The sequence below is a fragment of the Streptomyces sp. NPDC037013 genome, assembly GCF_055607265.1.
This window is the reverse complement of the sequence record NZ_JBVJRV010000005.1, coordinates 86,585-100,812: the sequence shown is the minus strand read 5'-3', so window position 1 is coordinate 100,812 and position 14,228 is coordinate 86,585. Positions and strand designations below refer to the sequence as shown.

The 14,228-nt window shown below is 73.0% G+C and carries 15 protein-coding genes; 4 read left to right on the top strand and 11 right to left on the bottom strand.

From position 1 onward, the window contains the following. Nucleotides 1-82 precede the first annotated feature (82 nt). Nucleotides 83-1,000 (top strand): aldo/keto reductase, encoded by a 918-nt coding sequence (locus ACZ7DY_RS19500; RefSeq protein ID WP_471136910.1) that lies wholly within the window; start codon nucleotides 83-85, stop codon nucleotides 998-1,000. Here ACZ7DY_RS19500 and ACZ7DY_RS19495 read toward each other — a convergent pair. Beyond that, nucleotides 970-1,806, bottom strand: coding sequence for an endonuclease I family protein (locus ACZ7DY_RS19495; protein WP_471136908.1), 837 nt, complete (start codon nucleotides 1,804-1,806; stop codon nucleotides 970-972). The genes ACZ7DY_RS19500 and ACZ7DY_RS19495 overlap by 31 nt on opposite strands. A 437-nt stretch (nucleotides 1,807-2,243) precedes the next feature. Here ACZ7DY_RS19495 and ACZ7DY_RS19490 point away from each other — a divergent pair, with 437 nt between their 5' ends. Next, nucleotides 2,244-2,837 carry a TetR/AcrR family transcriptional regulator gene (locus tag ACZ7DY_RS19490; RefSeq protein ID WP_471136906.1) on the top strand — a complete coding sequence of 198 codons (594 nt, stop codon included), beginning with the start codon at nucleotides 2,244-2,246 and terminating at the stop codon, nucleotides 2,835-2,837. Further along, nucleotides 2,834-3,670, top strand: a complete 837-nt coding sequence (locus tag ACZ7DY_RS19485) for an alpha/beta fold hydrolase (RefSeq protein WP_471136904.1) — start codon at nucleotides 2,834-2,836, stop codon at nucleotides 3,668-3,670. The genes ACZ7DY_RS19490 and ACZ7DY_RS19485 overlap by 4 nt, the downstream gene beginning before the upstream one ends. A gap of 249 nt (nucleotides 3,671-3,919) precedes the next feature. On the opposite strand, the gene ACZ7DY_RS19480 is transcribed toward ACZ7DY_RS19485, so the two are convergent. From ACZ7DY_RS19480 to ACZ7DY_RS19445, 8 genes are all read right to left on the bottom strand, one after another. Next, nucleotides 3,920-4,558 (bottom strand): hypothetical protein, encoded by a 639-nt coding sequence (locus ACZ7DY_RS19480; RefSeq protein ID WP_471136902.1) that lies wholly within the window; start codon nucleotides 4,556-4,558, stop codon nucleotides 3,920-3,922. A 31-nt stretch (nucleotides 4,559-4,589) separates the two neighbouring features. Continuing rightward, the gene (locus tag ACZ7DY_RS19475; RefSeq protein WP_471136900.1) at nucleotides 4,590-5,495 is read right to left on the bottom strand and encodes a TIGR03619 family F420-dependent LLM class oxidoreductase; all 906 of its coding nucleotides are present in this window, start codon (nucleotides 5,493-5,495) and stop codon (nucleotides 4,590-4,592) included. 105 nt (nucleotides 5,496-5,600) lie between these two features. Next, nucleotides 5,601-6,206 carry a histidine phosphatase family protein gene (locus tag ACZ7DY_RS19470; protein WP_471136898.1) on the bottom strand — a complete coding sequence of 202 codons (606 nt, stop codon included), beginning with the start codon at nucleotides 6,204-6,206 and terminating at the stop codon, nucleotides 5,601-5,603. Between the two features lie 129 nt (nucleotides 6,207-6,335). After that, nucleotides 6,336-7,124, bottom strand: a complete 789-nt coding sequence (locus ACZ7DY_RS19465; RefSeq protein WP_471136896.1) for a hypothetical protein — start codon at nucleotides 7,122-7,124, stop codon at nucleotides 6,336-6,338. Beyond that, nucleotides 7,124-8,422 carry a VWA domain-containing protein gene (locus ACZ7DY_RS19460; RefSeq protein ID WP_471136894.1) on the bottom strand — a complete coding sequence of 433 codons (1,299 nt, stop codon included), beginning with the start codon at nucleotides 8,420-8,422 and terminating at the stop codon, nucleotides 7,124-7,126. Before ACZ7DY_RS19460 ends, ACZ7DY_RS19465 begins: the two co-directional genes overlap by 1 nt. 123 nt (nucleotides 8,423-8,545) lie before the next feature. Then, on the bottom strand, nucleotides 8,546-9,775 hold the full coding sequence (locus tag ACZ7DY_RS19455; RefSeq protein ID WP_471137691.1) for an FAD-dependent monooxygenase: 1,230 nt from the start codon (nucleotides 9,773-9,775) through the stop codon (nucleotides 8,546-8,548). Nucleotides 9,776-9,810: 35 nt separating this feature from the next. Next, on the bottom strand, nucleotides 9,811-10,392 hold the full coding sequence (locus ACZ7DY_RS19450) for a cysteine peptidase family C39 domain-containing protein (RefSeq protein ID WP_471136892.1): 582 nt from the start codon (nucleotides 10,390-10,392) through the stop codon (nucleotides 9,811-9,813). Nucleotides 10,393-10,448: 56 nt separating this feature from the next. Then, the gene (locus tag ACZ7DY_RS19445; protein WP_471136890.1) at nucleotides 10,449-11,660 is read right to left on the bottom strand and encodes a pyridoxal phosphate-dependent aminotransferase; all 1,212 of its coding nucleotides are present in this window, start codon (nucleotides 11,658-11,660) and stop codon (nucleotides 10,449-10,451) included. Between the two features lie 84 nt (nucleotides 11,661-11,744). On the opposite strand from ACZ7DY_RS19445, the gene ACZ7DY_RS19440 reads away from it, so the two are divergent. Continuing rightward, nucleotides 11,745-12,377: a winged helix-turn-helix transcriptional regulator gene (locus tag ACZ7DY_RS19440; protein WP_471136888.1), complete on the top strand. Its 633-nt coding sequence runs from the start codon at nucleotides 11,745-11,747 to the stop codon at nucleotides 12,375-12,377. A 42-nt stretch (nucleotides 12,378-12,419) separates the two neighbouring features. Here ACZ7DY_RS19440 and ACZ7DY_RS19435 read toward each other — a convergent pair whose 3' ends face one another. Together ACZ7DY_RS19435 and ACZ7DY_RS19430 are read right to left on the bottom strand one after the other, a co-directional pair. Continuing rightward, on the bottom strand, nucleotides 12,420-13,364 hold the full coding sequence (locus tag ACZ7DY_RS19435; RefSeq protein ID WP_471136886.1) for an aldo/keto reductase: 945 nt from the start codon (nucleotides 13,362-13,364) through the stop codon (nucleotides 12,420-12,422). A gap of 23 nt (nucleotides 13,365-13,387) precedes the next feature. Continuing rightward, nucleotides 13,388-14,158 carry a response regulator gene (locus ACZ7DY_RS19430; RefSeq protein WP_471136884.1) on the bottom strand — a complete coding sequence of 257 codons (771 nt, stop codon included), beginning with the start codon at nucleotides 14,156-14,158 and terminating at the stop codon, nucleotides 13,388-13,390. Nucleotides 14,159-14,228: the final 70 nt, after the last annotated feature.

Sequence of the window (14,228 nt, the reverse complement as noted above, 5' to 3'; positions counted from 1 at the left end):
CGGGGCCCCGCGCGGGGGGTCAACGCTGGCAGCAAGTGGCCATGTGTTCGCGTACGAAATGCGTACGCCGGAGGATCTGGCCATGGCGATCACCGAGAGCACCACTCAGCACCCGGGCGGCGCGGCCGCCTGTGCCGGCCAGTTCCGCATGGGCGGGGAACTCCTCGTCCACCGCATGGGATTCGGCGCCATGCGGCTTCCCGCGCCCCGCTGGGAAGGGCCCGCGCGCGACCCGGAACGCGGCATCGCCGTGCTGCGCCGCGCCGTCGAGCTCGGCGTGAACCACATCGACACGGCGGCCTTCTACTTCTTCGAGGACATCGCGGCCAACGACCTCATCCGCAGGGCCCTGCACCCGTACGCGGACGACCTGGTCATCGCCACCAAGGTCGGGCCCGGCCGCCTCCCGGACGGCAGCTGGACGGATCCGGCCGGCCCGGCGGAGCTGCGCGCCGCCGTCCACCGCAACCTGCGCGAGCTGGGCCGCGACCACCTCGACCTGGTCTACCTCCGCTTCCTGCGGAGCGACGGCCCCGGCGAGGACCGCTTCGCCACGCTGGCGGCGCTGCGCGAAGAGGGGCTGATCCGGCACCTCGGCGTCAGCAGCGCCACACCGGAACAGCTCGCCGAGGCGCGGGAGATCGCGCCCGTCGTCGCCGTACAGAACAGGTTCAGCCCGCTCACGCGCGAGCACGCGGAGCTGGTCGACCTGTGCGCGGAGCAGGACATCGCCTACGTCCCGTACTTCCCGTTCGGCGGCGCCGGAGCCCCCGACCTGGAGGTGCTCCGGCGCGTCGCCGACCGGCACGGGGCCACGCCCGCCCAGATCACGCTGGCCTGGCTGCTCGCCGTCTCCCCGGCGATGCTGGTCATCCCGGGCACGTCCTCCCCGGACCACCTGGAGGAGAACGTGGCGTCGGCCGCGCTGCGGCTCGACGCCGACGACCTCGCCGAGCTCACCTCACTCGCCTACCAGACCGCTTCCACCCACTCCGGGTGATCGATGAACGGGTTCCGGTTGTGCTGGAACCGGTCGAATATGACCTGGTTGCGGTTCTTCTCGAACGCGTCCGGCGGGTCCTCGTCGCTCCACTGCTTCAGGACGGAGAGGCGGCCGATGGCGGGCGCGCTGCCGTTGTCCACCTTGTCGTTGGGCTCCAGGTCGGGGAAGCCGTCCTCGCCGTCGTACCGCACGGCCATGTAGAGGATCATCCGGGCCACGTCGCCCTTGACCGCGTCGCGCGGTTCGAAGGAGTCGCCGTCGGTCAGGCTGCCGGGGGCTCCCGCGACGGCGCTGCCGCCGTTGTCGAAGTCCTTGTTGCCGCGGATGCTGTTGACCGTGACGTCCTCGGGACGCAGGTGGTGGATGTCGGTGCCGGGCCCGGTGGACGTGCCGAAGTCGCCGTGGGACTTGGCCCAGACGTGCTCGCGGTTCCAGTCGCCCTGGTCGCCGCCGCTCGCGCTCTTGCTCCGTGAGGTGCCGCTGTAGAGCAGGATCACGTGGGAACTGTCCGCCGGGTCCTGATCGGTCGTCTTCAGCGCGTCCCAGACCTGGTCGTACGTGAGCTTCGTCTGGTGGCTGACGATCGTGTGCAGCGCGGACTTGAGCTCGGGGCCCGTCTTGCCGAGCGCGTCCTTGTAGTACGTGTCGTCGTACGCGGCGCGGGGCGCGGTGATGGGGGAGGGCGCGGCGGAGGGCGTGGCGGAGGGCGTGGCCGTCGCGGTGGCCGGCAGGGTGATGCCGGCGAGCACCGCGGCGGCGGTCAGGGCCAGTGGTTTCCAGCGGTGTACACGCGGGAGGGGCATGTGGGGGTGTGTCCTTTCCCGGAGGTCTCGCGCGCGCCGAGCACCGGGCCGGGCGGCCAATCGGCGGGCGGTCTACGCGAGTTGACTAATCAACCATCGGGAGAGTGGCACGGATGTGCGTACGGCCGCGTGAACGGGATGGGTTGGTTGGGTGACGATGTCATGGACACGCTCTCGATGGCGCCGTCTACACCGCCTGCACGGTCACCGCCGCCCCCCGGACTGGCCCACGCCACCGGCGGGTTCGGCCTCTACGCCCTGACAGGGGGCGAGGCACTCGTCCTGGTCCTAACGGCCTTCGCCTCACGCTGAGGGGCGCCCGGCAGTCTCACGGTGAGCCATCCGCAAGGGCGGAGTCGGCGTGAGTGGTGCCAGTCGGTTGCCGTTCCTAGGGGTCCTAGGTTAAAACTAGGACCCCTAGGAAATGAGGAGTGTGCATGGCGCGGGCAGGGCTGACGGCGGAGCGGGTGACGATCGCGGGTGCCGAGCTGGCCGACGAGGTCGGACTCGACCAGGTGACCATGTCGCAGTTGGCGCGGCGGCTCGGCGTGAAGGACGCGAGCCTCTACGCGCACGTCCGCGGCCTCGAGGATCTGCGCGGACGGATCGCCCTGCTGGCGGCGGACGAGAAGACCATCCGCATCGCGGAGGCGACCTCCGGGCGGGCGGGCAAGGACGCGCTGGTCGCGTTCGCCGACGCATGGCGGGAGTACGCCCACGAGCATCCGGGCCGCTACGCGGCCACGCAAGCCGCGATCCAGATCGACCCCGAGCTGGCCGCGAACGCGCCCGGACCACGGCGTGCGGTCGAGCTGACCTACGGCGTGCTGCGCGGCTACGGACTGGCCGAACCCGACCTGACCGACGCGGTCCGGTTGCTGCGCAGCACGTTCCACGGATTCGTCGCCCTGGAGGCGGCAGGCGGGTTCGCACACGAGCGTGCGCCACAGCACTCCTGGATCCGTGCCCTCGACGCCCTCCACACCCTCCTGGAGCACTGGCCCCCGTCCCGAGAAGGAGACTCTTCATGACCGCCCCCGCCATCGGCAGCCTGCGCGTGAACGGCGCGAACCTGCACTACGAAGTACGCGGCCAGGGCCCCCTCCTGCTGCTGATCCCCGGAGGCGCGGGCGGCGCGGCATCCTTCGACGGCATCGCCGAGGACCTGGCCGCCGAGTACACCGTCGCGACCTACGACCCGCGCGGCATGTCCCGCAGTACGCTGGACGACCCCGAGGCCGACCAACGCGTGGCCGAGCACGCCGACGACGCGCTGCGGATCATGGATCTGCTGTCGCCCGGAGAGCCCGCCCGGGTGTTCGGCTCCAGCTCGGGCGCGATCACCGCCCTGCACCTGCTCACCGCCCACCCCGAACGCGTCGAGCGCCTCGTGGCGCACGAACCGCCGCTGGTGGAGGTCCTGCCGGACGCCCCCGTTCATCGCGCGCTCATCGCGCGCGTGCAGGAGACCTTCAACTCCGAAGGGCTCATGCCGGCGATGGCCGTGTTCGCCGCCGGCATGAGGAAGGACGGCGACACCGCCGAGCCGAAGGCCGCGGTCGAGCTGCCACCGCAGGCGGCGGCCCGGGCCGAGCGGACGATGGCCAACCTTCCCTACTTCGTCCGGCGCATCGTGCCCGGCTTCATGTCCTACGTCCCGGACATCCAGCGGCTGGAGGAACTGTCGGACCGATGCGTGCTCGCTGGCGGTGAGGACTCGCGCGGCGAGCTGCCCTACCGCCCGGCCGCCTTCCTGGCCGAGCGTCTCGCCATGGAACTCCGGCACTTCCCCGGCGGGCACACCGGCCTGACCACGCACCCCGCTGAATTCGGCGAGTTCCTCCGGAAAGCACTCCGAACCTGACCCCGCGTCCCCCCTCGGCGTGCTCGACCGTGGCCGGCAGAGATGGTTGCGCCGCGTTGCGTGCCGCAAGGCGTTCCACTTCTCGTACGAAGGCGGCGGCGAGGGACGCCTGACCTGCGGCCCGGGCCGCGACCCTCGTCCCCATGGCGCGGCCCGTCCAGTGGTGTCTTGAGGAGCTGCTGGCGTCGGGCGGTCAGCCCGGGGGCAGGGGCGGTGCCGGCGTCGCGGAGTGTGCGGGATGAGGTCCGCTCACGTCCGTCGCGGCGACGCGAGGACGTAGCGGCCGCCGCCGCGCGGCTCGGTGTGCTCGCCGGCCTGCCAGCCCGCCCGCTCCAGGGCCGCCGCGCACGCCCGCAGTCCCTCCGGCGTCGGTTCCCGGACGGCGACGGCCTCCGGCTGCGGCGTCTCCACCACTCGGTACCCCTCCTCGCCGGGGCCCGCCGGGCGGCACCCCGCCGCCTCCAGGGCCAGCGCCGCCGCCCGCACGAGATGCGTGCGCTCCCACGCGCAGGGGCGGTCCCTCGCCCCGTCCGTGTTGGTCATCCGGCGCAGCTCGACCAGGCCCTCCCAGGCGCCGCGTACCTCCCGCGCCCGTGCCGGGCCCCCGGGTCCCGGTGGCGCGGGCTCCGTGCCGGTGCGGGCGGCGAAGCCCCCGGAGGCGGCCGGGGGTGGGGGCGCGGCGGGGGCGGGGGTCGGCTCCTCGTCCGCCCCGTCCCGTATGCGATGGCCGGCCGGTGTCAGGAAATACGCGTGCGGGGGCCGGGGATGGCGGAAGGCGAGACGCGCCCGCACCAGGCCCGTCAGCTGGGACTCGCTGCCGGACAGGCGTCCGGTCCGCGGGTCCGCGGCCTCGATGATCCGTCGCTGGGCGGCTGTCGGAGGCTTCACCGCGCACGCACCCCTTTCCCGGCCGGTTCCGTCACCTGCCTTTGATGGTGCCCTGTGCCACTGACATCAGGAGTTCGAGGACCCGGCGGTCCTCGTCCGCGTCCGCCCGCTCCCCGGGGTCGCCCGGATACGTGTCGAGGAGCACGTCCGTCGCGCCGAGTCCCGCCAGTGTCTCCAGGTCGTCGCGGATCTGCTCCACGCTGCCGTGCCCGAGCGGCCGGTCCGGGGTGTCCTGCCGCTGCCCGAGCCGGATCTGCAGGCGCGGCACCAGGGCGGGGGCGGGGCGGCCCGCCTCATCGGCCTCGGCCGCGATGCGGGGGAGCGCCGAGTCCAGCAGCTCCCTGCTCGGCATGAACGGGTGCCAGCCCTCGCCGAGGCGGCCCGCGCGGCGCTGCGCCGCGGGGGAGTTGCCGCCCACCCAGACGGGCAGGTGCGGGCGGGTCGCGGGGGCCGGGGCGGTGCGGACGCCCTCGTACGAGACGTACTGGCCCGAGAAGGACGTCGGGTCCTCGCGCCACGCGGCGCGGATCGCCATCAGGTACTCGTCGGTGATCGCACCGCGCTCCCGGAAGGGCACGCCGAGCACCTCGTACTCGGCGGCGGACCAGCCCACACCGGCGCCCAGGATGAACCCGGCGTCGTTCAGCCGGTCGATGTTGGCGGCCATGCGGGCCGTCTGCAGCGGGTGCCGGTAGGGGATGACGGTGATGGTGGTGCCGAGCCGCAGCCCCGGCACCCGGCCCGCGAGATGCGCCGCGAGCACGAACTGGTCGTAGAACGGCGCCGGATAGACCTCGTGGACGTCGGGCGTCACCGCTATGTGGTCGGAGATCATCGCGAACTCGAAGCCGAGTTCACGCGCGTCGGTCGCCTGCCGGACGAGGGAGTCGGGGGTGGTGCCTGAGCCGAAGTTGAGGAGGTTCACGCCGTATCGCATGAGCGCAGTCTTGATGATCATCATCGCGCCTGTCGAATGCGGGGAGCCTCGCCGGCCGGGCCGCGACCACCGGCCGGGCCCGGCCCGCTCACCCGGCCGGGCCGGTCAACTCACCAGCTGCGGACGCAGGTTCCAGCTCGCCACCACATGCCGCCGGTGCTCCGTGGACAGCCGGCTCACCGTGCCGGTGGCCAGCAGGAACATCGAGCCGCCCGACGCGGGCAGGCCGAGACGGCGGGCCGTCAGGACGCGCAGGAAATGGCTGTGGGCGAAGAGGACGACGCTGCCCTCGTTGTCGGCGAGCGCCGCGTCCACCTTGGCCAGCATGCGGTCGGCGCGCTCGCCCACCTGCTCCGGGCTCTCGCCGGGGTGCTCCGGAGGCCCGGGGGCGACACCGTCGGTGAAGAGGTACCAGTCCGGCCGGGTGCGGTGGATGTCGAAGGTCGTGACGCCCTCGTACGCGCCGTAGTCCCACTCGCTCAGATCCGGGTCGACCCGGGCGTCCCCGAAGCCGGCCAGCTCCGCGGTCTCCCGCGCACGCTGCCGCGGACTGGTGAACGCCGCCCCGATCCGGAACCGCCCGATGAGCGGGGCGAGCGAGCGGGCCTGCTCCCTGCCGTTGTCCGTGAGGGGGATGTCCGTGACGCCGGTGTGCTTCCCCGAGAGGGACCACTCCGTCTCGCCGTGCCGGACGAGGAGCAGATCGCCCATGGTCGTGCCGTTCCTGTTCTTCCGGTGGTGGCGGCGCCGTCCGGCACCGCCACCACCGAGCCTGCCACGCCCCCCGGGCCGCACGCCCGGCGGGACCCGGCAAGCGGGTCCCGCAGCGACCCCGCGTCCCTACATGCCCTGCGGCACCCGGGCGGGGCGGCCCGAGCCGCGCGTCAGGGCGTAGCCGCCGACACCCGCGAGCGCCGCGAGGACACCGCCGGCCGCCGTCCAGAGCCAGCGCGAGGACCACCAGCCGCCCGACCAGCCGTCCTCCGGCTCCACCGCGGCCGCGGTCTGCCGCTTGTCCGAGCCCGCGCCCGGCACCAGCGGCTCACCGAGCGAACCGTCCACCGCCTGCGCGCCGCCCGCGTCGGTCGCCGTGACCTTCGCCTCGGCCCGCACCGGCAGCCCCAGGTCGTCCGCCTCGAGGTCGGTGACGGTCAGCCGCGCGTAGTAGGTGCCCGGCAGCGGATCGTTCGCCCACTCCTCCGACCAGGCCCTGACCGTGCGCAGCGTGCAGGAGAGGGAGACCGAGGCGGCGTCCTGCGCTGCCGTCCGCGCGGGCGTGCCGAGCCGGCAGGCCTGGCGGCGCCGCAGCCCGTCGTACACGTCGATCCGCCAGGTGGACGCGGCGTGCCGGGCCGCGGCGTCGGGGAGCTTCACCGTCGCGTGGACGGTGGCGCGCTGCCCGGTGTCGACGGGGAACGCCCAGTAGAGGTAGTCGCCCGTGGACGCCTCCGCCGTGGCCTCCTGGTCGATGCGGAGCGCGGGCGCGGTACGGAACGACGTGCCCGCCTCCGTGACCTTCTCCGCCGGCTCGTCGTCATCGGCCACCGCGAGTCCCGCGGCGCCGGTCACGGCGAGCAGGGCGGCACCGGTCACCGCGGCGAAGCGCCGCACCACACGTGTCGTACGCATCAGTTGGTCCTCCAGACCGCGAAGCGCCAGCGCGAGAGCCAGCCCCACACCAGGCCGGCCAGGAAGCCGACGAGGACGAGCAGACCGAGCAGCCACCAGCCGTGGCCGAGCCCGAAGAAGGCGACGTCCGAGGCCTCGTCGGGGGAGTCGACCAGGTCGACGGCGAGCTCGACCGGCAGACCCGGCGCCTTCTTCACGGACGCGGGCGCGGAGAACGAGTTGCTGACGCGCAGACAGACGGTCTCGGCCTTGTTCCCGCCGTCCTCCTCCTCGTCGTCCGCCTCCGGTATCGGATGCCGCAGCCCGGTCGATATGACGTCGGTGCGCCCGTCGCCGGACTCCTGGCCGCGCACGAGCTCACGGCCCTGCGGTGTCTCGGCGCGCAGCAGCACGCCGTAGTCCTGGTTGACGGCCCGGTCCGCGGCCACGCTCACCGAGGCGCGCAGCTCCTTGCCCGCCGGGACGCTCACGCGGTACCAGCGGTGCTCGCCGAACTTCTCGCGGTCGGTGTAGAGACCCGGCTTCAGCTCGGGGGCGTCGGTGCACTGCGCGGCGCCCTTCGCCTCGACGGGCGTGACGACCGGATCGGCCGCGCGGTCCACCAACTGCTTGACGCGGCCCGCCAGTTCGTCGGTGTGCCGGACCGAGGTGTAGGTGCCGCCGCTGGCCTCCGCGATGCAGCTCAGCTGGTCGCGGGTCTTGGCGTCGGGGACCAGGCCGAGGGTGTCGATGGTGAGGTGGATGCCCTTGGCGGAGATGTCGCGGGCGACCACGCACGGGTCGAGCGGCTGGCAGGTGTCCTCGCCGTCGGAGATCAGCACGATGCGGCGGCTGCGCTCGGCGGTGTCGTCCGTCAGGTCGTCCGCGGCCTTGAGCAGCGTCGGGCCGATCGGGGTCCAGCCGGTCGGCGCGAGCGTCGCCACGGCGGTCTTCGCGTCGGTGCGGCCCGCCTTGTCGAGCCGCTCCACGGGGTAGAGCAGCTCGGTGTCCTTGCAGCCCGTCCTGCGGTCGTCGCCGTGGTAGTTGGCGCCCAGGGTGCGGATGCCGAGCGCGACCTCGTCCGGGGTCGCGTCGAGGACCTCGTTGAAGGCCTGCTTCGCGGCGGCCATCCGGGACTTGCCGTCGATGTCGCGGGCCCGCATGGAGCCGCTGACGTCGAGGACCAGCTCGACCTTGGGTGAGGGCTGTGCCGGTTCGTCGTCGTCATCGGCGGCGGCGGGGCCCGCCGTGACGACACCGGCGGTCAGGGCGGCGAGCAGGGCGATGACCCAGGCCGCCGGCCGTTGTCTTGTGATCATCGCCGGATACTATTGATCTCCGGCGCGCATCCCCAAAACGAGGCCGGAACGGCACGCACAGCCACCGCCTGACCACACGTCACGCGCGGACGCGCGGCGTCAGTCAGTACGCGCACGCGTGGATCAGCGCCGCAGCTCCCGGCCGCCGAACGCCCCGGACCCGTCCGCCTGCTTCCACCACGTCTCCATCGCGGCCTGGTCCATGGCCCGCCAGTCCGGGGTCGCCTGGACGAGGGCCGCGCCGAGCCGCCGCCCCAGATCCACCATCGAACGGCCTGAGGGGGTCCGGTCCGCGTCGTACGCCGCCAGGGCCTCTGCCCAGGTGTCGGCCGCGGTGAGGGCCGACTCAAGGACCGTGGCGTCCTGCAACGCCTTGACCGCGCCCGCGCCGGTGTGCGGCCGGGCCACCGCCGCCGCGTCGCCGACCAGCAGGACGCGCTCGGCGGTGCAGCGGGGCGCGGTGAAGTCGTACATGGGCTGGAGGAACAGTTCGGCGGGCGCCGTCTCGCGCAGCACCGCGCCCCAGTAGGGCGGCAGCAGTTCGTCGGCGACGTACGCGAGATGCGCGGCGAGCGCCTCGGTGAGACCGCCCGGCGGCAGGCTGGTGGGCCCGGTGAGCCGCAGGTCGAGGCCGAGCCCGAGGTCGAGTCCGGGCGGCGGCGCGGTGTACAGGACCCAGTTGACGCGGTGGCCGCCCGCGCCGTCCGGGATGCGGTAGATGATGACGTGCCCGCCGGGGAAGACCGCGTAGACGCAGTCGTCCTCGGCCCACAGCTCCGGATCGGCCAGCCGTGCGTCGGGGAACGCGCCGCGCCAGGCGAGATAGCCGGCGTAGGCGGGCCGCACGTCCCCGAAGCGGGCCGCGCGGACCGCCGAGCGGTAGCCGTCGGCACCGATGACGAGGTCGTGGCGGGTGCGTTCCGCGTCGGTGGTCACCTCGACGCCCCCGTCGCCGCCGGGACCCACCGCCCGTACGGTGGCGCCCGTGCGGAACCCCACGTCCCGCGGCAGGCGGCCGCGCAACTCCCGCCAGAGCGGACCCCAGTTGTACGTACGGAAGGGGAACGGCAGCACGGCGATCTGCCGCCCCACGGGCGAGGGCGCCGCGTCGTCCCGCACGTACCAGCGCCGCCGCACGAGCTGCACCCAGGGCATGCCCGCGTCCATGTACCCGGCGGATTCCAGCTCCGCGTAACGGGAGTCGTGCACGGCGAGCCCCACGCCCCGGTCGGCCAGGTCCCCCGCGGCGCGCTCGTACACCGTGATCTCGTCCGCGCCGCCCCGGTGCGCGGCGAGGGCCGCGGCGCACCCGGCGATGCTGCCGCCCACGACGGCGACGCTGCCTCCACGCATCATGCGGCCATCCTGGCAGGCACCGTGACCACCTGTCAGCGCAGCGAGACCCCGCGCCCGGCGAAGAAGGGCTCGAACTCGTCGGCGGACAGTTCGGCGGTTCGGGTGCGGGCGTCGACGCCCGACGGGTTGTGGAAGTGCAGCCGCCCGTCGGCCGTACGCCCGGTGACCAGCACCAGGTGGCCGCCTCGGCCCGGCGAGGGGCGGTGCGGGCGGCGAATCTCGAAGTGCACCGACGCGATCACCTGCCGCCCCTCGTCGAGCAGCGCGCCGATCTCCTCGACGGTCAGGTGCCGGTGCACCTCGGCGCCGACGCCGTGCTCCTCGCGGGCGTACTCGGCGAACGGGGCATAGACCAGCCCCCGGATCACCCCGTCCGTCTCGGTGTACGCGCCGTACTTCAAGGCGCCGTCCCGCAGCGCGAAGAGGGAGGGCGCGGACTGGCCGAGCGCCATCCGGAAACAGGTGAGGCCGCACAAGTGGCCACACCAGCGCGCGTAGTCGTCGAGGGTGGCCGCGCCCGAGGTGCGCCACGCGGGGTCGGCGGCGCGGTCGAAGCCCTCGTACACGATGGGCGCGACGAGCTCGGGCGAGGCGAACTGCGTGTGGACGGGCACGGCACAGGTGGTGCAGGACGGCACGGTGCTCCCGGGGTCGGCGTCGGATCAAGGATTCACTGACGGTATCCGCTCAGGAAGCGGCCGATGCGGCTGATCGCCGCGTCCAGGTCGTCGGCGTGGGGGAGGGTGAGGATGCGGAAGTGGTCGGGGCGGGGCCAGTTGAAGCCCGTGCCCTGGACGACCTGGATCTTCTCCTGGAGGAGGAGGTCCAGGACGAACTTCTCGTCGTCGTGGATCGGGTGGACCTTCGGGTCCAGGCGCGGGAACGCGTACAGGGCGCCCTTCGGCTTCACGCAGGAGACGCCCGGGATCTCGTTCAGCTTCTCCCAGGCGCGGTCGCGCTGCTCGTGCAACCGGCCGCCGGGCGCGGTGAGTTCGCGGATGGACTGGCGTCCGCCGAGCGCGGCCTGGATGGCGTACTGGGCGGGGGCGTTGGGGCACAGCCGCATGGAGGCGAGCATCGTCAGCCCCTCCAGGTAGTTCTTCGCGTGCTGGCGCGGGCCGGTGACGACCAGCCAGCCCGACCGGAACCCCGCCACGCGGTACGTCTTGGAAAGACCGCAGAAGGTGAGGACCACGAGGTCGGGGGCGAGTGCGGCGACGCTGTGGTGCACCGCGTCGTCGTACAGGATCTGGTCGTAGATCTCGTCGGCGAAGACCATCAGGCCGTGCCGGCGCGCCAGGTCGAGGATGCCCTCCAGGATCTCCTTCGGATAGACCGCGCCCGTGGGGTTGTTGGGGTTGATGATCACGACGGCCTTGGTGCGGTCGGTGATCTTCGAGGCCATGTCGTCGAGGTCGGGGTACCAGTCGGCGGACTCGTCGCACACGTAGTGGACGGCCTTGCCTCCGGAGAGGGTCGTGACGGCGGTCCAGAGGGGGAAGTCCGGGGCAGGGATGAGGACTTCGTCGCCGTCCTCCAGGAGGGCCTGCACGGCCATGGTGACGAGCTCGGAGACGCCGTTGCCGAGGAAGACGTCGTCCACGGAGACCTCGTCGAGGCCGAGCGCCTGGTAGCGCTGGGCGACGGCGCGGCGGGCGGAGAGGACGCCGCGCGAGTCCGTGTACCCGTGGGCGTTCGGGAGCATCCGGATCATGTCCTGGACGATCTCCTCGGGCGCCTCGAAACCGAAGAGCGCGGGGTTGCCGGTGTTGAGGCGCAGCACGCTGTGGCCCGCCTCCTCCAGGGCGTTGGCGTGCTCGATGACGGGGCCCCGGATCTCGTAACAGACCTCGCTGAGCTTGCTCGACTGCCGGAACTCCATGCGGTGCGCCTCCCGTGACGTGTGTTACTTGGTTTTACCAAGGCTCCGCTTGGAAAGTCCAACAACTTGCATAGACTATGCCGCATGCCACCTCGCCGAAGCTACGACCAGTACTGCGCGGCAGCCCGGACCCTCGACGCCGTGGGCGACCGCTGGACCCTGCTGATCGTCAGGGAGCTGCTCGTCGGCCCCCGCCGCTACACCGACCTCCACGCCGACCTGCCGGGCGTCAGCACCGACGTGCTCGCCTCGCGCCTGAAGGACATGGAGCAGCGGGGCCTGGCGACCCGCCGCAGGCTGCCCCCGCCCTCGGCCGCGTACGTCTATGAACTCACCGCGAGGGGCCAGAAGTTGCGGCCCGTCCTGGCCGCCCTCGCCGCCTGGGGCGCACCCGCCCTCGCGGAGCGCGCGCCCACGGACGCGGTGCGGGCGCACTGGTTCGCGCTCCCGCTGCTGCCCCGGCTCGCCGCGACCGGCGCCGAAGGCGTCGTGGACGTACGCCTCGACGAGGGCTGCTTCCACGTACGCCTGACCGAGGGGGAGCCCGCCCACGGCGACGGGCCCGCGCCCGACGGCGCCGACGCGGGCATGGTCCTGGACGCGGCCACCTGCGTGGCGGTGAGCCGCGGCGAACTCACCGTCGGACAGGGCGTGAAGGAGGGCAGGATCGAGGTCACCGGCGATTCGGTCCTCGCCAAGGCGCTGCGCGCGACCTGAGGGGACCGCGCGGGCGGCGACATCCCTGGGGTGCCCTCGGCGTCACGGCAGGGGCGCGCCCCGGGCCGTGACCCACAGCTCGTACCACTCCTCGTGGGTGAGCTCGGGCTCGCGGCCGACCGCGTCGCGGCAGGCGAGGATGCGCTCGGGCCGGCTGGTGCCGATGACCGGCGCGATGCGGGCGGGATGGCGCTGGAGCCACCACAGCAGGATCGTCTCGGGCGTGGTGCGTTTGCGCGCGGCGAGGTCGGCGACCAGCCGCGCGGCCGGCGAGTCGACGCGGCCCGTGAAGCGGCCCTGGGCCAGGGCGCCCCACGCCTGGAGCCGCACGCCCTGCGCCACGCAATATTCGAGCGTGCCGTGCGGGAAGCCGTTCCCGGCCGCCGCCGGGGTGTTGACCAGGACACCCGCCTCGACCCAGTCCCGGTCGGCGAGGCTCATCTCCAGCTGGTTGGCGACGAGCGGGACATCGAGGTGCGCCTGGAGGTGCGCGATCTGCGCGGCGCTCATGTTCGACACGCCGAAACGGCGCACCAGACCCTGCGCGTGCAGGGAACCGAGCGCCGCCGCGATCTCCTCCGGCCCGGTCAGCGGGTCGGGCCGGTGCAGCAGAAGCACGTCGATCACGTCGGTCCTGAGCCGGGTGAGGCTCTCCTCGACGCGCCGGACGATGCTCGGCCCCCGCAGGTCGTACAGACCGGGCCTGCCCCCCTCGGCCTGCCGGATGCCGCACTTGGTCTGCACGACGATGCGCTCCCGCAGGCCGGACGCCCTGGCGAGCAGCTCGCCGAAGACTGCCTCGGCCTTGCCGTGCCGGTAGATGTCGGCGTGGTCGAACGCCGTGATGCCGATGTCGAGCGCGGCCGCCACGGCCGCCTCGGCGTGCGCGATGTCCGCGGCGGTGTGCGGCGCGGTGTCCCAGGTGCCGCCGAGCCCCATGCACCCGTACAGCGGCCGCCCGGCGGGTACCTCGTGGTCCGCGCTCAACGTCACTCCCTCCATGCGGCCGCTCAGGGGCGGAGCCGGGTGGCGGTGTCGAGGTAGAAGGCGTCGATGCTCTGGACGGCCTTCTCGAACTCCTCCAGGTTCACCGGCTTGGTCACGTACGCGTTGGCGTGACTGCTGTAGGCGCCGGTGACGTCGTCGGGCGCGGAGGACGTGGTGAGGACCACCACGGGGATCGCGTGCAGGTCCTCGTCGCTCTTGAGGACCTTCAGCAGGTCCCGGCCGTTCATGCGGGGCATGTTCAGGTCGAGGACGATGAGGTCGGGGCGCGGGGTGTCCGCGTCCCGGAGGTGCTCCAGCGCGGCCACTCCGTCCGGGACCTGGACCAGATTGCGCGCCCCGCGTTCGCAGAGGGCTTCCTGGATGAGCATCGCGTCGGCGATGTCGTCCTCGACGAGCAGCACGTCGAAGGGGCGGGCGGGGGTGGTCATCATCGGGTGCTCCGTGGGTCGTTCGTCGGAGTGGTGGAAGAGCCCGGGCCAACGGCGTCGGGCTCCCTGACGGGTCATGCCGCAGGCGGCACCGATCTGCGGGTAGGCGGCACCCGCACGGGCCGCGGCCACCGCCGCCTCCCGCTGGAGCCGCTCCGTGGCCTGCCGTACGTGGTCCAACAGGTGGAGCAGAGCCAGGGCGTGTGCCGGGCCCCCCGACGCCGGGGACGAGGAGGAATCCAGCAGCTCGCGCGTGAGACGCCGCGCAACGTCACTGACCGCCGCGTCCGCGACGGCAGCCGTCTCCTGCGCGGTGGTCCGCAGAGCGAAGTCGTTGCCTGGCATACCCCGCACCCTAGATCCCCCGGGCGGCGGCGACAACAACGGTTGTCGGCCTCTAGAGTGTGCTGGCCGT